The sequence below is a fragment of the Sanyastnella coralliicola genome (assembly GCF_030845195.1).
GTDB lineage: Bacteria > Bacteroidota > Bacteroidia > Flavobacteriales_D > Sanyastnellaceae > Sanyastnella > Sanyastnella coralliicola.
In genome coordinates, this window is sequence record NZ_CP132543.1 from 3,757,138 (window position 1) to 3,778,508 (window position 21,371).

Below are 21,371 nucleotides of genomic sequence, written 5' to 3' on the forward strand. Positions count from 1 at the left end.
ATCTGAAACGAAAACGCACGATAATAAGGGGCATTATGCCCTACGGAGATAAATGATGGACGAACGGTGTGTTACTCGTGGATTCTTGACCACTCTTCTTCTGATGGCTCGCGTACTTCAAGCACCTCTCCATCGAAGTAAAGATCCACTCCAGCAAGCGGGTGATTCAAGTCGACAACAACCGTATTCTCGTTGTTCTCAGCGATTACCGCAAGGATCTCATTTCCATCTTCATCTTGCAATGGAACCACTTCCCCTTCTGCGATCAATTCTTCGTCTAATTCGCCGTCAACAACGAACATTGACTTCTCCATTTCAACAAAGGCGTCTTCCTGCTCTGGTCCGTACGCATCCTCAGCTTTGATCAATACAGAGAACGCCTTACCAGCTTCCATGCCTTTCAACGTCTCCTCGAACTTATCGAGCATGGCTTCGTGACCATAGATGAATTCAAACGGCTCCTCAGCCGTCGTTTCTTCAATCAATTCACCATCAGGACCATCAGTGTACAAGCTGTAGTCCATTGAAACGAGTTTTCCTTTTTCAATCTTCATGACGAAAGGGGTTAGATGAGATTTGGGTGTAAAGGAAATTCCTTTTTCGACGATAACCTAGAAGGGGAATCGATAATCGATAAACTATAATCTATAACTCTTTGGTAGCGGGATTATGGAGGTCACTATTACCCAATGTTTTTCATCATTTCGTCAATTCTCTTTTTCGCTTCTTTTTGTGAAATTCCATCGTAGTAATCTCTTACAAATGGATGGTCAAAATTCTGATGAGGAAAAATTTCAGGTCGACCATTCCCTTTCTTGGTCATGACATCACAGGGAATTGACATAGTGTCTCCATATTCTGGAATGTTGTTGCATAACCAGCCAAAATACCCAGTTTCGTGGTCCTCGTTATCGAAATTTGATTCGTAGTCTAAGTAACTTTTTTCGCTTAACGATACCCAAAGTCCGTAGTCTAGGTTTTGGCAATTGTCGTTCACTTTTTGTGTGAGTGTGACCCTTATAAAGCGGTCAACTTGGCCATCGTGATGAATTTCACAAAAGTCAGAGTTCAGTGTTCCGTGTTCAGACTTTTCTTGTTCGGAAAGGCAGTCATAGTTCGCAGGCGACTTGAAGGCTAATGATGGCCAGTCTGAATGAGCTATTCCGCACTCGGTGCAATGAAAGTGGTTTTCTTTTTCAGCTTTGCTGAACAGTATTGTCTCGTTTCTTTCGAAAGGCGGTTGAGCTATGATTCCTTTCCAATTCTCTTCTATTTCAGGGAGTTCGCTCATTAATGCGGTTACAAATAATCTCCATCCACTAAAGCTCTCCGTGAGAATTGCGGATTTACTTTGCGCTTCGATTTTTAGACAAATTTCATCTAGGGTCAATAGATCAATCTTGAATCCCGTTAGACAAGTGATTTCACTCCAATCGAATTGGGTGACAAGTCCATTATGATTGATGACAAAACCGTTATCGGTTAATTCAACCGTTTTAATCTGAGTTTTCTTCTTCCATTTATTCCAGAACATTTCTGTTGATATTCAAATGTTAAGCAACTGAATTTTTAGCTCTGGTTATGGGTTGCCTAATACAACCCAGCCTTCGTTAGGCTTTGACTACGCTGAGAACGGATAACCAATAATCTATAACTGAAACATCATCAGTGGTTATAGGTTATAGTTTATCAGTTATAGTTTAAGCTTGCTTAAGATACAGCGACAGCGTAGTATTCCGCTACGCGATCCCAGTTAATCACTTCCATAAACGCATTGATGTAGTCTCCGCGTTTGTTCTGGTAGTTTAGGTAGTAGGCGTGTTCCCAAACATCGATGCCTAGGATTGGCATTCCTGTTTGTTCTACCACCTTATTCATGAGTGGGTTGTCTTGATTCGCTGTTGACATGACGAACAACTTCTTGTCTTCACCAACACATAGCCATGCCCATCCGCTTCCGAAGCGAGACTTGGCAGCGCTGAAGAAAGACTCTTTGAAAGCATCGTATGAACCTAGATCACGATCGATGGCTGCAGCAAGGTCACCTGAAGGAGCGTTGGCGCCTCCTGGCTCCATGACCTTCCAGAACATGCTGTGGTTGAAGTGACCTCCGCCATTGTTGCGAACACCGGTTTGATCAAGAGATACATTTTCGAGGATGCCTGCGATATCCATGCCTTCGAAACCAGGGGTTTCAGCTAGTGCGGCGTTCAGTTTGCGAACATAGCCAGCGTGGTGCTTGCCATGGTGAATCTCCATGGTCATGGCGTCAATTGAAGGAGCCAATGCATCAAAGGCATACCCTAGTTCCGGAAGGGTGAATTCTTTCATTGGAGGGGGAGGTGGTGGTACATCTCCTTCAGAGGCGTTACCGCCTTTTTTATTGGTTTCTCCAGGGCTACAAGCAAAGAATGGAGCGACAACAACGCCGGCTCCCATGATGCCAGTCAAACGCAGAAATTCACGCTTTTTCATCGGTTCTAGGGTTTTGGTATCTAGGTAACACGAATGTAGGGAATTGGTTCGATTTAGGCCGGCATCCGGCGTCCGGCGTCTGGCGTCTGTTTTGGGCTCGGTCTTTTGGAGCATGTATGTTCTACAGGGTTAATCCACGTACGCCCGATTCCGGTTAACCCTCGGATGCCGGACGCCGGACGCCGGAAGTTGATGCCGGAATAAAACAACAACCTCCCCCTGGTCACCGTTAAATAAACACCGCCTTGTTCAGAGCTTCTTCCTACCGGGTATACGTCCAAGGTGTTTTGGCCTACTTTATGCAGTTCTATTGACGCATGCGGAAGCTCATTAAAATAGCCCTCAGAATATTCGCGGTGTTCGTCGTGGCGATCGTCGCTTTGCTTACGTGGGCCTACGTGAACGAAGATGAGTTGGAGCAGGAAGCCGTGCAGGCCTTGGAGGCAGGGTTGCTCACAGATATGAGCGTTCAAGAGATAGATCTCTCCGTAATTCGACGTTTTCCGAATATTTCACTGGCATGCTCCGATGTTTTCTTGACCGATACCTTCGGTGAGGGAGATACACTACTTTGGGCTGAAGAAGTCAGCTTTGAACTCGGACTATTTTCCGCATTAAGCGGGAATTATAGCTTTCAACAAGTCAGAATCTCTGACGGCGGAATGCATCTCACACGAGATGAAAAAGGAAGAGACAATTACCATTTCTGGAAGGCTTCAGAATCTACGGATAGCACCAATGCTACCCTCGATATCAGTAAGGTGAAACTCCACAACATCCACTTCAGAATGGTGGATGATTACTCCAAAGTGTACGTGGAAACGCTGCACTTGGCGGCGAATGTAGATGGCGTCATCCAAGGCGATACCGTGAAGTTAGCAGGAGACCTTCAAACCCCACATGCCTACGTGGATGTGGAAGGTAAGAACTGGGTGCCGGGTATCGATGTGAGCGGACAACTCGAGACTGTTCTCGCGATTGAAGCCCAAGATTATCAGTTTACCAACGTTGATCTTCAGGTGGCCGACTTTGACATTGAAGGTGACGCCAGGTTCCACATCAACGACCTAGGTGTTTTGTGTGATATGGAAGCAGATTTGGAACGCGTTGACCTCACTCGTTTGCGTGCGCTCTTGCCTCCTGCAGAAGCTCGGGTGCTGAATGAATATCAAGCCCAAGGAATGGCTCGCGGACATCTTTCTTTAGCAGGCCTGGCCGGCCGGAATCAGATTCCTGCATGGTCTTTTAATGGCGAGTTAAAGAACGGCTTGCTTACGGAACAAGAGCAGAAGATCGAACTTGACGACATCCGCTCGCAATTCAAAGTTTCCGGTGGAGCGGAGAATGCTGGTGTCTTAGAAATTGCAGCCTTCAAAGCATCGCTTGAAGGTGGGAAAATCAGCTTGAACGGGAAGCTCAACGACTTCGAAACCCCAGTGGTGTTGGCAGACATTGATGCCTCGTTTGATCTAGGAGACCTCCAACGCTTTCTGCAATTAGACTCTATTGGTGCCCTTACGGGCGAATTGGAGTTGGAGGCGCGTTTCTCAGGAAGCATTCCAATGCGTTCCGCCAATGGCGGGAATGAAATAGACCCCGCGGCCTTGAGAAGTGCAAAGTTGAATGGGAAACTTGAACTTGACGACGTCGGCATCGCACTCCACGAATTGCCTCGTCCGCTTGAGCGAATTAACGGTGAATTCGAACTGGAAGGTGAGGTTGGCCGGATCAAAGAAGCCCAAGTCTCTATTGGCGATACCGATTTAGAACTCACCGGAGAAATGCGAAACCTCTTGCCTTGGTTGGTTGCCAAAGGAGAAGTGTTAGACATTCAGGCACGTTGCGAAAGTGATGCCTTTGATTTGGCTTCATTCCTGACAGACGATGCCACAAGCGAAGAAGCGGCCAGCGAATACGAAGTGTTCCTACCGGAGGATCTGCGCGTCACGGTGGATGTTGAGTTTGATCATTTTACTTTCCGCGAGTTCATTGCCCATGATGTGAAGGGCGAAGCAAGTTTGAGTTCGAAAGGAATCTTCTTTGACCCCTTGCATTTGAATACAGCCGATGGCGAGCTAGATCTTCAAGTGAGTTTGACGCCGAATCAATCGGGTTACTCTATTGTCGCTAACGCGGGAATGAAACAAATGGACGTTAAAGAGCTGTTCTTGGAGTTTGAGCAGTTCGGTCAAGACTTTATCACTTCCAATAATGTTCGAGGTGATTGTACTGCGACTGCGACATTCCGAGCGTATGCGAGTAAGTCATTAGAAATAGACGCTCAGAGCATTGAAAGCAATATTGACCTCAAGGTAGAGAACGGAGAGTTGATCGGCTTGAAAAGCATGAAGGCCATCAGTGATTTCATGCGGGAGAATAAGCTGATCAATCCATTCGTGCGCGCAGATGAGTTGGAAGAGAAAATGGAGCACATCCGGTTCGCGACCTTGGAGAATCAAATTCGAATCGACAACGGGAAAATCTACTTCCCTACGATGGATATCAAGTCGAGCGCCATGGATATCACCATTAGCGGAACCCACTGGTTTGACCAGAAGATCGATTATAGCTTGGCGTTGTATCTACGCGACATTCTTATCCAAAAGAATCAGACAGAGTTTGGAGTGGTTGAAGATGACGGACTAGGAAACCGTTTCTTCTTATCGATGACAGGAACTACGGACGACCCGAGTTTCGGATATGATCGACTGGCGCGGAAAGAACAGCGCAAAGAAGAACGGAGACAAGAACGCGAAGACTTTAAAGATGTGTTACGTGAAGAATTGGGCATCTTCAAAGGTTCAGCTGACACCACTAAAAAGGCAGAGAAGAAGCCGGAGCCTAGCGGTAGCACCATCACTGTGCATTGGGGCGATGAAGGGGAAGAGAAGTCGAGTTCTTCGAAGGAATCAACCTCAAGTGGTTCTTCAGACGATGGAAAGAAGAAAAAGAAGAGATGGCGTTTGTTGAACGACGATGACGAAGAGGAGACAGAAGACGCCCCTGATATTGACGACGACGACGATTACTAATGGATCATTCGTTACCTACCGACTTCGTTTCACGCCTTGAACGACAGTTTCCTGACCATGCAGCTCAGATCATTGAAGCCATGCATGGCGTTCCGCGAACAGCGATAAACTACAACACCCAAAAGCCAACAAATCAACGAATTGGGAAGCCATTGACTTGGAACCCTCATGGGAGGTTTGTGGATGCTGAGAAGCAATTTGCCTTGGACCCACTGTGGCATGCAGGCGCGTATTATGTGATGGAGCCTGGTTCACAGAGCTTGGCGAGTATGCTCTCGTTGTTGTCAATGGAAGAAGGAGCTTGGCGAGTGCTCGATTTATGCGCCGCACCAGGAGGGAAGACGACCGTGATTTTGAACCACTTGAATGACCAAAGCTTGTTGGTGTCGAATGAAATTCACCGGCAGCGCTCTCAAATTCTACTCGAGAACAGCATTAAGTGGGGTCGGTCAAATCACTTGGTCTCGAACGCTAGTCCGGATGACCTCACGAATTCCGGAGCTTCCTTTGATTTGATCGTCATTGATGCACCTTGCGGAGGTGAAGGCATGTTCCGGAAAGACCACAATGCTCGCGCTGAATGGTCAGAGGACAATGTGGCCATGTGCGCTGCTAGACAAGAAGATATTCTCGATGCCGCGAAGCAGTTATTGGCTCCTGACGGTGTGATTATTTATAGCACCTGTACACTGGCTAGCGCCGAAAATGACAACCAGTTGAAGCGCCTATTAGACTCAGGAGAATTCGAGCTCTTGGAAGGTTGGGATCAACTCTCATTTGCTGAAGCCGGAGCCCTTCAAACGGAATGTGGGTGGCAATTCGCACCGGGATTGACAGAGAGCGAAGGCCTTTTCATCTCCGCCATCCAACTCAAAAAAGGAGGGAAACAAGAACGTCCGGCAAAGGAACGGTATCAACGCTGGAAAGGTGAGAATACCTGGTTCGATCACTTGGATTCGTCTCACGTTTTTGATGTCAAAGGAAACCCGCGATTCATTGAAGAAGACGTGTTGTTGACCTTGGAACAACTTCAAGGCGCGAAGATTCCGGTGTTGAAGGCAGGCATTGGTCTGGCCCGCGCAAAAGGAAAGCATCTTGTTCCTGATCATGAATTGGCGATGTGGTCACAGCAGCAAAAAGAGGCCATCGAACTGGATGAAACTGCTGCTTTAGACTACCTCCGTGCCCAAAGCGGGAGAGCGGCTTATCCTAAGGGCTGGCAGCTCGTAAGTTTTGAAGGGATGAACCTCGGTTGGATGAAGAGTGTAGGCGACCGATGGAACAATCACTACCCTGAGAAATGGAAACTTCGCCTGCGATAGGCACATCTACAAAGTAATCACCGACACAGGTAAAACGCTTGTCAGACAGGCGTTTAGACCGCTTACATTCGTTGCGAACAGTGCGCACCGAACGCGGTGTGTTGGTTCTGGTAACTGTTAGAGGTAATAGAAAAGCGGCGGGTCTACTCGCTGCTTTTTTTACTTTGGCGGGGTGAGATTGCTTCTTGACATATTTGTCTTTTTGGTATCCCCAGATCGAGTAGCTGACCAACGATCCCAATCAGGCTGGAGCAAGCTGGAAGGACTCACCCTATTGATCATAGGCCTGTTGCTCACGGGTTTGCTTTATTCTAGCCGGTCTTCATTCGAATATGCCCTTGAAAGAGAACAGTACTTCCGAATCGTCGGATCACTATTTGGTGTCGTCTTTCGTGCGTTGACCTGCGGCATCATGATCTACTTGGCTTCTCAACGTTTTTACCCCAAGCAATGGAAGCTGTGGGATGTCCTAATGCTTTCGATGCACAGTATGATGATCTACTTCGTGAGTGCGGCACTCTTAGCCTTGTTGCCGGATGAGGTAGTGATTCCTTATAATTGGTTCATCACTTGGGTTTGGTCAGCGCTTCTATTCACGAGAGGGATTCAGATTTTCTACACCACTACTTTTTGGCGCGCCTTATTTCTCGTGCTATTTGCTAAAATCTTCAACTGGGCCTTGCTTGCCCCCTTTTTCGGATTGGAGATCTAATCTTCGAGTACTTCAGACGCTCGTTTAGCGTAGAAGCCATTTTTCGCGATGATTTCTTGGAGGAGAGTTTCGGCTTGTTCGGCTTCACCCATTTCTTTCCACGCTAGCGCAAGGTAGAACTCACTCTCTTCTCGGAATGTGTTGATTGCGAGATCACGTGAATCATCTAAACGTTCTGCAGCCAAAGCGTAGTCTCCTTGATAGAAAGCGGTGAGACCGCCATAGAACAGTCCGTTCGCGTCATAAGGGAAGTGCAGGAGAATCTCTTTGAACCCTCGTTCAGCCTTTGAGTAACGCTCTTCAGCAAAGCGCTCCATGGTTTGTTCGAGGTACTCGACGTAGGCTACCTGGGTGTATTGTTGACCAATCAGTGGTTCCTCTGAGGAGTCGCTGATGGCAGCATTTGTTCCAGTCAATAGCTCGCGCTTTTCCCAGCTTTCTTCTCGTTGCCCGCGGTAATCCACCACTTTGTAATTCAACAGGTGGTAAATCGCAGCTCCAGGAATCATCACATCACGTTCTTCTTCTTCGGGTGCGTCAACAGGAGAAACTTCTTCTGGCTCTTGCGGTGCCACTGGAGCAGGAGCTTCTACACGCTCTACAAAGTGCTCAACGGGAACTTCTTCCACAGCTTGAGCAGCATCGGCTACTTCGGCCATAGTCTCACGAATGGTAAAGGTCATACTACTATCGGTCTGTGATTGATCCACGACCTCAATATGACTCTCCTCCAATTCTTCATCTGTGTAAGGATGCACATGTGCATCCCTAGCCTCTTCTTCTAATTCTAATTCTCTCTCTGACTCTTCCTCTATCAACGTTTCCACGAGGGCATCTTCCTTTTCTTCTGGAATGGCCAGCCACACACCAGCAGCCACCACCAATACAGCAGCCATACCTAACAACCAAGGCGTCAATCCGCCAGTTGGCTGTGTTGCCGAGTGGATTTGCTGCTTCAACGCGGCACTAGCTTCTGGATTGACGCCGGCGGCTTCAAATCCTTCCATAGCCTCTGCTAGGAATGGATCTTCCATGGCCTGCATTTCTAGCGCATGCGCTTCCTCTGCACTCAGAGAGCCATTGAAATAGGTCTCCAGCAACTGTGGATCGTATGTGTTATTCGGCTTCGCCATCATTCATCATCTTTAACGACAGGTTTCGCTTGCCGTTCTGTATATGGCTCTTGACCTTCTTGAGTTCCATGTTCAGCTCATCTGAGATTTGCTGGTAACTCTTCCGTTCAAGATAAAAGGCGGTGATGCATTTTCGCTGATCGTCACTCAGCTCATTAATCACACGCTCTAATTGGTTCAGTTTCGCTTCTTTCACCAACAACTCGTGCATGTTACTTTCTGCAACGAATTGTGATTCATTCACCTCAGTCACTTCAGGCTGTTGCTTTCGAAGCTGCATGAGGCAGTGGTTTCTGGTCACCGACCATAGCCACGATTTAAAGTTTGAGATCTCCGCCTTCTTCAGTTTTTCCATCAACTGTTCGAAGATCTGCATGGTCGCGTCTTCCGCGTCTTGTTGGTTCTTTAGGTATTTGAGACAGACCCCAAGAACGAGATCTACGTAGCGCTCGTAAAGGGTGCCCACCAGCGCTTTGTCACCGCTGCGCTGATATTCGCGCACCAATGCCAAATCGTCGAGTTGCTTTTTCTTCCATCTCAATCCCATGCCATACAAGAGCCTCACCAGAGGAATTTCCGGTGAGGCTCAAGGTAAGGTCTATTCTTCACTGTACAACCATTCGTTGTAGAGGTCGAAGTAATTTTTTGATTCAATCACGACAACACCACCTGTGGTATCGCCGTATTTCGCAGGAACTCCTCCAGTGTACACAGACACGGATCCAATTCCTGACGCCGGAATTCCACCGAAGTTTCCAGTGACTTTCATTCCGTCAACAAAGGTGATCACCGTTCCAGCACGCGCTCCACGAAAGTGAAGTTCTTGTGTTGTTGGGTCAACGTATACCGCAGGTGTCATCGTTGAGATGATTCCTTTGATATCACGCTTCACCGGGCTGTGCTCCAGTTCTTCCGCACGAATGACTGCCTTTGAGACACCGTCTTTTTCGATCAAAGGAATCTTATGTTCAAGAATCTCTGCAGCACCTACCATAATTGGATCAGCTCCCATGGAAATCTTGTCTAGAAAGGTGATTTGGTCTGGATTTACACGAACGCTAGCGATCGTGTATTCACTCAAGCCAACGAATGTCACTTTTACCGTGTAGACACCAGCATTTAACGGCTTAATCTTGAACTTTCCGTCTAAATCTGTTGCCACGCCAAACTGGTTTTCTCCAGCTTCTGCAACCACATAGGCATTAGGCAACGGCGTACCCGTCTCATCTTTCACTGTTCCGTGGATCTCTCCCCACTGCTGTGCGCTGAGCGCTCCTGAAATCAAAAGCCCCAGCAGGATCAATAGATTTTTCATGTCAAATTAAATTATGCGTTGGATGCAGCTGCGGTTCCTCGGCGGGTTATTTGACTACTTGATGCAGGGGAGTTAACAATTCCATAACGTGGGAGGGGAATTTTCTTGAGGGGGTGTGTAACTGCATGGTAAACAGGGGTATAGGTGCGGGTCTGGATGTGGAATGTGGAATGTGGAACGCGGGACGCGGGACGCGGGTTGCGGTGAGTGAGGCGCATGAGATGCGCGGCGGTTAAGGGCACGCATGCGTGCCCTTACCATATGGTCTATGTGATGGAACGCGGAATGCGGGTTGCGGATCGCGGATCGCGATGGGTGATGGGTGATGGGTGAGGCGCAAAATTGCGCCGCTAAAGGACCAGATTCGCCTAATAGGCGAATGTAGGGGCGCATGAAATGCGTCCGTATCATACGAATGTCGTGGTTTGGCAGCCTGCGGTGGTTAAGGGCACGCATGCGTGCCCCTTGGCCTAGCTGATGGAACGTGGGCGGGGTTTATAAACGCCGTTGTTGATAGGTGCCATTTGAAACACACCTTGGGATCGGATGGATTTCATCCATCCCTACAATGATTTCTGTTAGATGAAGTATTCAAGGCGTTTTCAAACGCCTCAATCCACGCGCAAAGCAAGGTGTTCCTATTTCCGCGCTAGCGAATATTATGCATCTACATACATCTTCATTGAACATACCCCATACGTCGATCTCAACTCCAGTTATAGTTTATAGTCTATTGTTTATCGATTGCACTAGTCCCTCGTCTCTCGTCCCTCGACTAAGAGATAGGATTACAGCAATTGCATTAACTTATTGTCATCAAAACCCGCTCACATACAACCATTTGGTCTTCGTCCTTGTCTTATATGAACACTGCACGGATTATGAAACGATTTGCTCTACTACTTATCCTGGCTTCAATCTCGGTGTCGCTCTTTGCACACAACGGGAGAAAAGCCTTCAATTTCCGCGAAAACCTTGGCCAATGGCACGATAACGTGAAGTATCGTGTGGCGATGGGCAACGCTACGCTCTTCCTTGAAGAGAATGCGATGACGTGGAATATCGTTCACCCTGAAGATTACGATTTGATTCATGAAAGCTCAGAATGGTCGCGCCAAGAACTGTTGGCCTGGCAACTGCGCGGACATGCCTACAAGGTGATTTTCGAGAATGGGAATACACAGAACATTGTAGGACAAGAGCAAGAAAGCACTTACTACAACTATTTCCTGGGCAATGACCAGTCGAAGTGGGCAAGTAATGTGCATGGATTCAACGCAGTGCGCTACTCTCAAATCTGGGATGGTGTGGGCATGCGTATTTACAATTCTGCAGATCAGTTGAAGTATGATTTCATCGTTAACGCTAACGCGGAAACGGATCAGGTTGTATTGCGCTATGAAGGCCTAGAAGGAATGTCGATAGTAGACGGCGTTCTTTACCTCGAAACGAGCGTAGGTCAGATTACGGAGTTGGCACCTTACGCCTACCAGATGAATGGAAACTCGATGGAAGAAGTTGCCTGTGAATACGTGCTCTCAGGTGACAAGATTAGTTTTTCATTCCCTGATGGATACGACACTTCACGACAGTTGATCATCGACCCTATTGTCATTGCATCAACGCTTTCTGGAACGACAGGAGATAGCAACTACGGACACAGTGCCGCATATGATATCGCCGGAAACATTTACACTGGAGCTCGCGCTTTCGGTGCTGGTTACCCTACCACTACAGGTGCGTATCAAGAAGACTTCGCTGGAGCAGGTTTCGCTGTGGATATGGCGATGTCAAAGCTAAACCCGACAGGAACTGACCTTTTATGGGCAAGCTACCTTGGAGGTACGGATACGGATTACCCACACTCGTTGATTGCTAATGATTTTGAGGAACTGTACGTGTATGGTTCTACTTCATCAAACGATTTCCCAGTTTCTGACGACGCTTACCAGCCTGATTACGGGGGAGGCACAGATATCGTAGTCTCTCACTTCTCTGCTGATGGAACCGAATTGATCGGATCAACTTACATGGGGGGTTCAGACCAAGACGGAGTGAACTCGGCGAGTGTAAACTATGGAGATACCTTCCGAGGTGAGATTGTGCTCAATGGCGATCAAATTCCATATGTAGCTTCCTTCTCTACATCAACCGATTTCCCAACAACCGGTGGTGTTTATCAGCCAGCCAACGCAGGCGAACAAGACGCGGTCATCTTCACGATGAACGAAGAATTGAGCTCGCTGACTTGGTCTACATACCTAGGAGGTACGGCAGCGGATACAGGCTACGGTTTGCGTGTGACAGTTGATGGAAATGTTTTCGTCGCTGGTCAAGCTGGATCAGATGATTTTCCAACAACAGCAGGCGCCTACGAAACGACCTTCCAAGGTGGAGGAGGCGGAGGATGGGGTCCTGAAAAGGACGGATTCCTAGCACGTCTTTCTGCCAATGGAGCTGACCTTCAAGCGTGTACATTCTACGGTACAACAGAAGAAGACCAAGCTTTCTTCGTAGACCTCAATAACGATGAAGAACCCTTCATTTACGGACAATCACAAGGAGATATACCTGTAACAGCAGATGTATATTCTGAAGAAGATGGTTCACTCTTCATCGCTAAATTCAATTACGCACTTACCGAGTTGCTCGCGGCTTCCCGTATGGCTGTATCAACCTGGGGTGGATATGCCGGGGTACCGGTAGCCTTCTTGGTTGACCGTTGTGATAATATCTACATCTCAGCCTACAGCGCTGGAGGAGACTTGTCGTTGACTGATGATGCGGTATACGACACTGGAGGCTTCTACCTCGCTGCTTATGGTGAAGACATTTCAACCCTCGAGTTCGCGTCATACTATGGTGCAAACCACGTAGACGGAGGAACTTCCCGATTTGATAAGAACGGAATCATCTACCAAGGTGTATGTTCTGGAGGGGGCTTCCCGACAAATGCCGACGCTTACGCAACAGACCAGTCGATTGGTTGGGATATCGGTGTATTTAAAATGGACTTCCAGGTTTCTGGGGTGAATGCTGCAATTACGGCTAGCGCCGATGCCTTGAATGGTTGTGCGCCGCATACGATCGAATTCAACAACTACTCGGTAGGTAACATCTACACATGGGATTTCGGTGACGGATCTCCTTTGAACAACGAATTTGAGCCGGAGCACACGTACACAGAACCTGGCGTTTACGAAGTGAGTCTGATCTCTCTTGACTCATTGTCATGTAACCTCGCTGATACGGCGTACTTGGAGATCTCAATCTCAGAGCCAACAGATTTCTTGGCGGCCTTCGAAGTCCAGCTTGACTGTGAAGACCTAGGTATCGTTACAGATAATCAAACAGGAATTGAGTGGCTAGAATACCAGTGGGACATGGGAGACGGAACCATCCTTGAAGGTTTCAATGTGGAGCACTTCTACGTTGAGGAAGGTGACTATACCATCACATTGAACGCAGTAGATAATGGTTGTGATGCAGACGACGAAGCATCGCAAGATGTACAGATCGTTGGCAGTGTCTTAGCCAGTACCGATGCGAGTTCTTATGAAGGCTGTGGTGAGCTCACTATTGATTTTGCAAACACCAGTAACGGATTGACCTATGAATGGGATTTTGGTGATGGTTCTCCTACCACCACCGATGAAAACCCAAGTCACACCTTCCAACCAGGAGAATATACTGTGACGCTGACTGCTTTCCACCCAGAAAGCTGTAACCTTGAAGACGACACCACCCTAACGGTAGTTGTTGGACCAGATCAAGTGATTGATGCGGCATTCCAGCTCCTGCAAACAGACTGTGAGTCGTTCCTGGTCGAAGGAACAGACCAAAGTACAGGAGAGTTCCTAGCCTTCGAATGGGACATGGATGACGGAACAACTTATGACACCCCAGATATCTCGCATAACTACGGGGCGATGGGTGAATACCAAGTCTCTTTGACCATTACAGACACCTTGTGTGACGCATCAGATACAGAAATACTGAACATTACGGTGCTTGATGAGGTCACGGCCATCATTGGGAACGATGACCTCGAGGGGTGTCATCCATACGTAGCCTTGTTTGAGAATAACAGTGCCGGAACGAACTTCTACTGGGACTTCGGTGACGGTTCACCTGTGATTGATTCTCAAGTGGCGGAACACGAATACGCTGAACCAGGTGTATACACCGTGACGCTCACTGTAGAAGGTGTTGGAAACTGTGGAGGAACAGATGTCACCGAAGCCATTGTAACAGTGGTGGAAACGCCGGAGATCGAAGCCTTGTTCGAAATGGAGCAAACGGGGGCATGTGAAGCCATGACGGTTGACTTCGACAACCTAAGTACAGGCGATGGCCTGGAATACGATTGGTCAGTTGATGGTACAACCTATTCGGTAGCTGAAATGGAACACATATTTAGTGGACCTGGAACCTATGATATCGTCTTGAATATCTCGGAGCCAGTGTGTGATGCCACGGATAGCTTCAGCCAAACCATTGAAGTGCTTGACGGCATTGATTTGATTGCACCTGATGACGTGTACATGTGTTACTACGAATTCACGAAAGACATCGCTATTACTGGTCCGGCGGAAGCAACATACGAGTGGAACACTGGTGAAACAGAACAAGCAATCACCATCACAGAACCAGGAATCTACACGATTACAGCTACGCTGAACAACTGTACTGACTCCGAAGGATTGGAGGTCATCGGGGTAGAGAAATTGATCTTGCTAGACAATCCAACGGCTTGTGAAGGCATTCAGACCATGCTCGAAATCCCTTACGACGACGGTACAAATTACCAGTGGTGTGATGGATCAGAGCTAGATTACATTTATGCTTCAGAACCAGGAGAGTACTGCTACCAGTTCACCGATATATTCGGATGTCAACAAGAAGGGCTGGTGATCCTAGATCAAGTAGATCAAGACGGAACCATCTACATTCCAAATGCGTTCACACCGAACAACGATGGAATCAACGATATCTTCAAAGCCGAAGGGGTAGACATTCGCTCATTTGAACTAACGGTTTGGAACCGTTGGGGAGAAGAAGTGTACCGCTCAGAATCGATCGACCAATTCTGGGATGGATCTAACCAAGGAAGCGAATACTACGTGCAAGACGGAGTCTACACTTGGCGTGTAGAATACAACAGCACATGTAGTTCTGAAAAAGTCTTGGAGACAGGTACCGTGCTCATCATGCGATGATCACTTACGACGGATCCAGAGTTCTGGGTTTTGAGGAGATGGACTCTTGCTGTTCATCTTCCAAACTTCAAAGTGAGAAACAGACTTGTTATTGACCGTCAAAACGGTTCCAATGCGTTCGCCCATTTCTATTTGATCACCCTTTGAGAAGGTCACGTTTGTGAGTCCGGTGTATACCGTTTTGTATGCACCATGGGTGATAATAACATTCTGACCGGCCCCTGGAATCGAGAACACGGATGTTACCGTACCACCGAATACCGCGAGCACACCAGAACCAGCCTCTGTGCTGATATCAATTCCGTTGTTTTCAATGGTAATTCCTGGAATAGTAGGGTGTGGTTGCGTTCCAAAACGAGATGTAATCACCCCTCTAAGTACGGGCCAAGGAAGGTTTCCTTTGTTCTTTTCAAATTCTGCAGAGATGATTTTTCCTTCAGGAGTAAGCTCGTATTTACCGTCGTTCTTCTTTTTCTCAGCGGCCAATTCTTCTTCGATAATACGACGAATGGCTGCGTTGATGCGTTGGCGTTCTTGCTCTTGTTGCTGCTGCTTCTTTTTGAGCTTGTCCTCCTCACTCTTCAATTGGGCGATGACCTGCTCAATCTCTTGCTTATTATCACGTAAAGAGGCTGCTTCAGCGGCTTTTTCATCCAATAGCACCACTTTACTTGCTTTGTCTGCTTCGAGGCTAACAATGCGCTCCTCTAGCTTTATTTGCGTGTCTTTGATTTCGTTGGCTTGGCGCTTACGGTAGTCAGCGTATTCCTGAAGAAATTTGAATCGTTTGAAGGCCTGATTAAAGCTTGAAGCCGCGAAGATGTACATCAACTCGTCGTGGTTTTGACGGTTCTTGTACGCCTGATAGATCATAGCTGCGTACTCTTCCTTCATCACGGCGATTTTGCGCTCCAGTTCCACAATCATCTGTTCTGACGTGCTAATGTCTGAGTTGATCGTGCGGATTTCCTTTTCGTAGCTATTGAGAAGTTGTTGACGGTAGCGGATTTGCTCCTTCAACATGCGGAGTTGTTCAAAGCTCACCTCTTGATCGGCTTTCGAGGCTTTGATCAACTTTTGAGTGTAGGCAATCTTCTTGTTGAGTTCATTACGCTGGGCTTGCAAGTCTGCTTTACTCTGGGCCAAGAGACTTCCGCCAAATGCGATAAAAAGAACCAACAGACTAAGGCGTAAGCTTGCGCTCAAAACTGTCGGGTATGTCGAATGGAAAATCATACTCCTTGTTCGTTTTCAATCGATTGATCTCGTAATTGAACTCCGTATTCCCGTCAATGCTCCCTAAAGTCAAAATGGTCAATTCCGGATAATATTGCCCATCGTGCTCTTTATACTTCGAGTGTTCGATGGTCAATGATCGCTGGTAGTACAGGTCGTCAAACACTGTTTTTGAAAGCTGATAGGTGTACCCATCAAACCAATAACGCTTGATCATGAGGTCTTCCTCGTCGGCCTTTCGTAAGATGCGTCGGTACTTCTTATCCGTTGTCTCAATCTCCAGTGAATCGTCAGGATTGATGTCGCGTTCATCCACTCCAACCACCTTTTTGAGTTTGCGGTTGTACTTTGAAATCAAGAGATAGTCTTGCTCGTCAACTTTAGAGATAAACTTGTCTTGTTGCTCGTCTAAGTCAACGGCATTTCCGAGCAATATGCTTTGAAGCATTTCAAAGCTGATCTCGGTCTTCGTGATGTTTACGATTTCTTCGATGGAACCAACAAAGTAGTGCTTGTCGTTCGGCACTTTTGAGATGTACTTCAACGAATCTGGAGTGATCATCACACGAGCAACTTCAACACCGAGTAGCGGTGAAATACTCATCCAAATCACGCTGTCACGACGTATGCGAATGTTCGCCTTGAAGCTTTGCTTGGTCTCGGCATCTTTCAGTTCGGCTGAGATCTTCATCCCAATCCAATCTGCATCGAATTCTGTCTTGTAGTATCTGTTCAGAATGGCGCCTGAAGAACGATTCTTCAAGGGCTTCCCTTGCGCTAACCTGCGCTCGTTCGAACATCCTGAAGCTAGTACCAATAGAAGAAGTGGTAAGATCAGGAGAAGTGGATTTCTACTGATCAGTTTCTTCATAGTACTGTTGATTATCTACTTTCTTCTGCAATTGAGAAGAACCCTCTCCAATCTTCAAGGCTTCTTTCCAAGCCTCAACGGCGTCGTCTTTTCGGTCAAGGTGCCACAAGACATCACCTAAGTGCTCAAACAAGGTAGCATCGAGTACTGCACTCGCCGCCTGATTAATCCAATCAAGAGCTTCGTTGTACTTTCCTTGCTTGAATAGAATCCACCCGTAAGTGTCTTGGAACGATGGTGTGTTCGGAAGCAAGTCATTGCTTTTCTTCGAAAGCTCTGCGGCACGCTCTAGCTTAACTCCACGTACTGATAAGTAGTACGCATAGTTGTTCATGACAAATGGGTCATCCGGTATCAGTGAAAGCGATTTTTCGAAGGCTTCGTCTGACTTCTTGAATTCTTTTGTGTTGTAGTAAGCCTCACCCAAATTCGATTGGAAGCTTGCAGCTAGTGGCACATCTTCAACAACAAACGCCTTCCCCGTAAGGAATGACGTAATCGCATCGGTATACCGGTCTGTACGGGTACGTGCAATTCCTTGCATCAAGTAGAAATTCGCTTGCGTAGGGTACAGCTCAACGGCTTCATTTGCACGCTCGAGCATGGTCATCCAATCTCCTAATGCGGCATCAATTTCTAGTAGCTGGTACCAAATCAACGGACGTGCCTTATCGAGTTCAATAGCACGTGTGAAGTTCTGCTGAGCGCCTTCAAGGTCATTGTCTTGCATGTTGAAATCACCCGCAATCGAATAACTGCGAGGATCTTCTGGATGCGCCTCTTGAAGAATTTCAATCAATCGATCTCCACGGCTGGCAGCCTTTGAATCCATCAATCGAAGGTTGAGGTACTTCAGGAGAATTGACACCTTCTCGTCAATATTTACTTCCGGATCTGCAAAGGCGACTTGAATCGCTTCCCATGAATCACCATCGTTGCCTTCGGCAGCATAAATGCGGCTTAATTCGAGATGGGCTAGACCGTTCGTCGGGTCTTTAGCAGTAAGCTCTTTAAGCGTTTGCTTGGCTTCATCGATGCGTCCTTGCTCAAGAAGAATACGTGCTTTCTCTGCATATACTTCCGGACCAGCATAAACGCTCATCAATGCATCCAATTCGGCGATAGCCTTTTCAGGCTCACCCATTAAAAGGAAGATACGCTGCTTTTGGAATGAGAGCTCAGGGTTTTTACCAGTCTGTCCTTCAAGCAGGTCGTAGGCCGCGATGGCATTTTTTCCGTCCTCTTCGTAGAGGTATGACGCCGCCAGGTCATAATATGAACTCAAGTCTTCCGGCTTGTTGTCGATCATCCACTTGAGCTCTTTGCGAGCGTCATCGTATTGACCAAATTCAAGCAAGAAATCAGCGTGTAGTCTCCGGTACCAGAAGTTTTCGTCATTCAACTCAATGGCTCTGCCGATGTTGGTCATCGCTGCATCTTTGTTGTTGCGATCAAATTCAATGCGTGCAAGTTCGTAGTGCACGGCATCGTTTTCTGGTGAGTAGGTTAGCGCTTCTTCGAACATTGCATAGGCACCGTCGATGTCGCCGGTTGACTTCAATTGCTGGGCTTCGAAGAATGCTTGTTGAAAGGCAGCGGATTCTCTTTCATTCGCTAACGCGGAATCGCTTCCCTGTGTTTTGGAAGTGCTTTTTGTACCTCCACAACCTACGGCGAAGAGGGCACAAAGTGATATGATGAAAATCCTAACCTTCAATTACTTTCCTTGGGTTGAGTAGTCACTGATGCTCAATTGCTCAACCTGTCCGTTGAACTCTACGAAGTTACCTAGCATAGAATTGTCAATATTGGCATTTTTAACAGTGCTCGACTCTTGAATAATACTGTTCTTCACAATGCTATTCTCGATGGTACAATTGCTTCCAATAGAAGCGTATGGTCCTACGATTGCGTTGCGAAGCGTTACGTTTTCTCCGATGTAACAAGGTTGAATGATAAGGCTATTTTCTTGGCTTAGCCCGCCATTCATCAAGTCAGCATCGTCTTTGTGATAACCCAGAATGCGTTGATTCGTTTCAACTGTTGCGTTTTTATTTCCGCAATCCATCCAGTCATCTACCTTACCAGGGACAAACTTCATGCCCTTCGTGGTCATGTTCTTCAGTACATCTGGCAACTGGTACTCACCACCTTTGATGATGTTGTTGTCAATTAAGTACTGAAGCTCTCCTTTCAGTGTAGCGCCATCTTTGAAATAGTAGATTCCAATCATGGCGAGGTCTGAAACGAATTCTTTCGGCTTCTCCACGAAGTCAACGATGTGCCCTTCAGCATCCATCTTCACTACTCCGAAGGCTTCTGGATTCTCGATCTGTTGAACCCAAAGAACACCGTCTTTTGATGGGTCTAAGTTCAACTCAGCTTTCACGAGTGTATCAGCGAATGCAACGATCACTTTCCCATCGAGGGCGCTTTGTGCGCATAAAATGGCGTGGGCAGTTCCGAGCGCTTCCTCTTGGTAGTGGATGCTTCCTTTGGCACCTAGCCCTTCCGCGATAGCGATGAGACGCTGTTCAACCTCATCACCGAAATGACCAACAACGTAGGCGATTTCTTCAATGGGCTCATCACTGATGGAAGCGAGTTCTTCTACCAATCGCTGAACGATCGGCTTTCCAGCAACAGGAATAAGTGGTTTAGGAACGGTGAGTGTATGAGGACGCATGCGTTTCCCCATTCCGGCCATTGGCACAATGATCTTCATTCGTTAGTTTTTTCCAGTACTTCCGAAACCGCCTTCCCCTCTAGCTGTTTCGTTTAAGGTTGTTACTTCTGTCCATTCAGCCTGGGTCATCTTGGCAATTACCAACTGAGCCACGCGTTCGCCATCATTGATGGTCACGGCCTCATTTGATAGGTTCACCAGAATTACTCCCACTTCTCCACGGTAATCGGCGTCAATGGTGCCGGGTGCGTTGAGAACGGTAATCCCCTGCTTGTATGCTAATCCCGAACGCGGACGAACCTGTGCTTCGCTTCCTGGAGGGAGCGCCATGAATAATCCGGTTGGAATCAATGCTCGTTCCAGCGGCTCCAGTGTGACTGGGGCGTCAAGGTTTGCGCGCAAATCCATTCCGGCACTTTGGGGTGTTTCGTAATGGGGTAAAGCGTGCTTTGAGCGGTTGATGACCTCTATTTTCATCGTGTGCAAATTACGGTGGGTCAGTGCTGCATCAACAGACACCGATGAAAGGTGTTCACGGAACACTGTTGATTTAGGCTCCTTTGAATTCTGGCTTACGTTTTTCCATGAACGCTGTGGTGCCTTCTTTGAAATCGTCGGTACCGAAACACGCTCCGAAAGCATCAATTTCTGCTTGGAATCCGCCTTCGTTCGCTTTGACTGAAGCACGCACAGCATCAAGTGCAAAACCAATGGCCGTCGGCGACTGCTTCGCCATTTTCGATGCCATTTTATTCGCTGCAGCCATCAACTCTTCTTGGGTGTAAACTGCATTTACCAAGCCCCAAGATTTCGCGTCTCCTGCGTTTGTCATGCCTGCTGTACAGATCATTTCAAGCGCTTTACCCATGCCTACGAGGCGAGCAAGACGTTGTGTTCCTCCGTATCCTGGAATGACTCCGAGGCTTACTTCAGGAAGACCTAACATGGCATTGTCACTTGCCAAGCGAACATGTGCGCTCATCGCAAGCTCTAGTCCACCCCCGAGGGCGTAACCATTCACCGCTGCAATCACTGGCTTCGACATGTTCTCTACTTTGTTGAAGAGTTTGTTATGCCCCTCCGCGCTCAAGCGCTTGCCTTCCTCGATAGAGAAAGAGGCAAATTCTTTAATGTCTGCACCTGCTACAAATGCTTTTTCACCGCTTCCGGTGATGATGATCGCACGCACCTCACTGTTGCCATTCAAATCATCGAGTGTATCACTCAATTCTTGAATCGTTGCGGTGTTTAGTGCGTTCAGTTGTTTTGGGCGGTTGATCGTGATGGTAGCCACGTGCCCATCTATAGTGAGAAGAATGTTTTCCATGGTCAGAATATCGTGGGTCAAAGGTAGAAAAAGGCAGCTATTG

The 21,371-nt window shown here is 47.4% G+C and carries 16 protein-coding genes; 4 read left to right on the plus strand and 12 right to left on the minus strand.

Annotation, left to right across the window (positions count from 1 at the left end):
• Positions 1 to 71 precede the first annotated feature (71 nt).
• The 3 genes from RA156_RS15455 to RA156_RS15465 all read right to left on the minus strand — a co-directional run bounded on the left by RA156_RS15455 (position 72) and on the right by RA156_RS15465 (position 2,331).
• Complete coding sequence (locus tag RA156_RS15455) at positions 72 to 554, minus strand: FKBP-type peptidyl-prolyl cis-trans isomerase (protein WP_306641354.1); 483 nt, start codon at positions 552 to 554, stop codon at positions 72 to 74.
• A gap of 128 nt (positions 555 to 682) precedes the next feature.
• Positions 683 to 1,534 carry a DUF2199 domain-containing protein gene (locus RA156_RS15460; protein WP_306641355.1) on the minus strand — a complete coding sequence of 284 codons (852 nt, stop codon included), beginning with the start codon at positions 1,532 to 1,534 and terminating at the stop codon, positions 683 to 685.
• Between the two features lie 176 nt (positions 1,535 to 1,710).
• On the minus strand, positions 1,711 to 2,331 hold the full coding sequence (locus tag RA156_RS15465) for a superoxide dismutase (RefSeq protein ID WP_306644187.1): 621 nt from the start codon (positions 2,329 to 2,331) through the stop codon (positions 1,711 to 1,713).
• 461 nt (positions 2,332 to 2,792) lie between these two features.
• Here RA156_RS15465 and RA156_RS15470 point away from each other — a divergent pair, with 461 nt between their 5' ends.
• The 3 genes from RA156_RS15470 (at position 2,793) to RA156_RS15480 (ending at position 7,541) form a co-directional block, all read left to right on the plus strand.
• Complete coding sequence (locus RA156_RS15470) at positions 2,793 to 5,507, plus strand: AsmA-like C-terminal region-containing protein (RefSeq protein WP_306641356.1); 2,715 nt, start codon at positions 2,793 to 2,795, stop codon at positions 5,505 to 5,507.
• Positions 5,507 to 6,829 carry a methyltransferase RsmF C-terminal domain-like protein gene (locus RA156_RS15475; RefSeq protein ID WP_306641358.1) on the plus strand — a complete coding sequence of 441 codons (1,323 nt, stop codon included), beginning with the start codon at positions 5,507 to 5,509 and terminating at the stop codon, positions 6,827 to 6,829. Before RA156_RS15470 ends, RA156_RS15475 begins: the two co-directional genes overlap by 1 nt.
• A gap of 172 nt (positions 6,830 to 7,001) precedes the next feature.
• The gene (locus tag RA156_RS15480) at positions 7,002 to 7,541 is read left to right on the plus strand and encodes a YIP1 family protein (protein WP_306641359.1); all 540 of its coding nucleotides are present in this window, start codon (positions 7,002 to 7,004) and stop codon (positions 7,539 to 7,541) included.
• Here the strand turns inward: RA156_RS15480 and RA156_RS15485 are convergent.
• The 3 genes from RA156_RS15485 to RA156_RS15495 are packed head-to-tail and all read right to left on the minus strand — an operon-like array spanning position 7,538 to position 9,989.
• Positions 7,538 to 8,674 (minus strand): tetratricopeptide repeat protein, encoded by a 1,137-nt coding sequence (locus tag RA156_RS15485; RefSeq protein ID WP_306641361.1) that lies wholly within the window; start codon positions 8,672 to 8,674, stop codon positions 7,538 to 7,540. The genes RA156_RS15480 and RA156_RS15485 overlap by 4 nt on opposite strands.
• On the minus strand, positions 8,658 to 9,239 hold the full coding sequence (locus RA156_RS15490) for an RNA polymerase sigma factor (RefSeq protein ID WP_306641363.1): 582 nt from the start codon (positions 9,237 to 9,239) through the stop codon (positions 8,658 to 8,660). Before RA156_RS15490 ends, RA156_RS15485 begins: the two co-directional genes overlap by 17 nt.
• Before the next feature lie 33 nt (positions 9,240 to 9,272).
• The gene (locus RA156_RS15495) at positions 9,273 to 9,989 is read right to left on the minus strand and encodes a carboxypeptidase-like regulatory domain-containing protein (RefSeq protein ID WP_306641365.1); all 717 of its coding nucleotides are present in this window, start codon (positions 9,987 to 9,989) and stop codon (positions 9,273 to 9,275) included.
• Between the two features lie 881 nt (positions 9,990 to 10,870).
• Between RA156_RS15495 and RA156_RS15500 the strand changes: the two genes are divergently transcribed.
• On the plus strand, positions 10,871 to 15,208 hold the full coding sequence (locus tag RA156_RS15500) for a DUF7948 domain-containing protein (RefSeq protein WP_306641367.1): 4,338 nt from the start codon (positions 10,871 to 10,873) through the stop codon (positions 15,206 to 15,208).
• On the opposite strand, the gene RA156_RS15505 is transcribed toward RA156_RS15500, so the two are convergent.
• The 6 genes from RA156_RS15505 to RA156_RS15530 form a co-directional block, all read right to left on the minus strand.
• Complete coding sequence (locus tag RA156_RS15505; RefSeq protein WP_306641368.1) at positions 15,209 to 16,414, minus strand: murein hydrolase activator EnvC family protein; 1,206 nt, start codon at positions 16,412 to 16,414, stop codon at positions 15,209 to 15,211.
• Positions 16,392 to 17,315 (minus strand): lipoprotein insertase outer membrane protein LolB1, encoded by a 924-nt coding sequence (gene lolB1 / locus RA156_RS15510; RefSeq protein ID WP_306641370.1) that lies wholly within the window; start codon positions 17,313 to 17,315, stop codon positions 16,392 to 16,394. The genes RA156_RS15505 and lolB1 overlap by 23 nt, the downstream gene beginning before the upstream one ends.
• Positions 17,296 to 19,032 (minus strand): tetratricopeptide repeat protein, encoded by a 1,737-nt coding sequence (locus tag RA156_RS15515; RefSeq protein ID WP_306641372.1) that lies wholly within the window; start codon positions 19,030 to 19,032, stop codon positions 17,296 to 17,298. Before RA156_RS15515 ends, lolB1 begins: the two co-directional genes overlap by 20 nt.
• Positions 19,033 to 20,040, minus strand: a complete 1,008-nt coding sequence (locus tag RA156_RS15520; RefSeq protein ID WP_306641374.1) for a sugar phosphate nucleotidyltransferase — start codon at positions 20,038 to 20,040, stop codon at positions 19,033 to 19,035.
• Between the two features lie 3 nt (positions 20,041 to 20,043).
• Positions 20,044 to 20,478 carry a dUTP diphosphatase gene (gene dut, locus RA156_RS15525; RefSeq protein ID WP_306641376.1) on the minus strand — a complete coding sequence of 145 codons (435 nt, stop codon included), beginning with the start codon at positions 20,476 to 20,478 and terminating at the stop codon, positions 20,044 to 20,046.
• 73 nt (positions 20,479 to 20,551) lie between these two features.
• Positions 20,552 to 21,334, minus strand: coding sequence for an enoyl-CoA hydratase-related protein (locus RA156_RS15530; RefSeq protein WP_434064852.1), 783 nt, complete (start codon positions 21,332 to 21,334; stop codon positions 20,552 to 20,554).
• Positions 21,335 to 21,371: the final 37 nt, after the last annotated feature.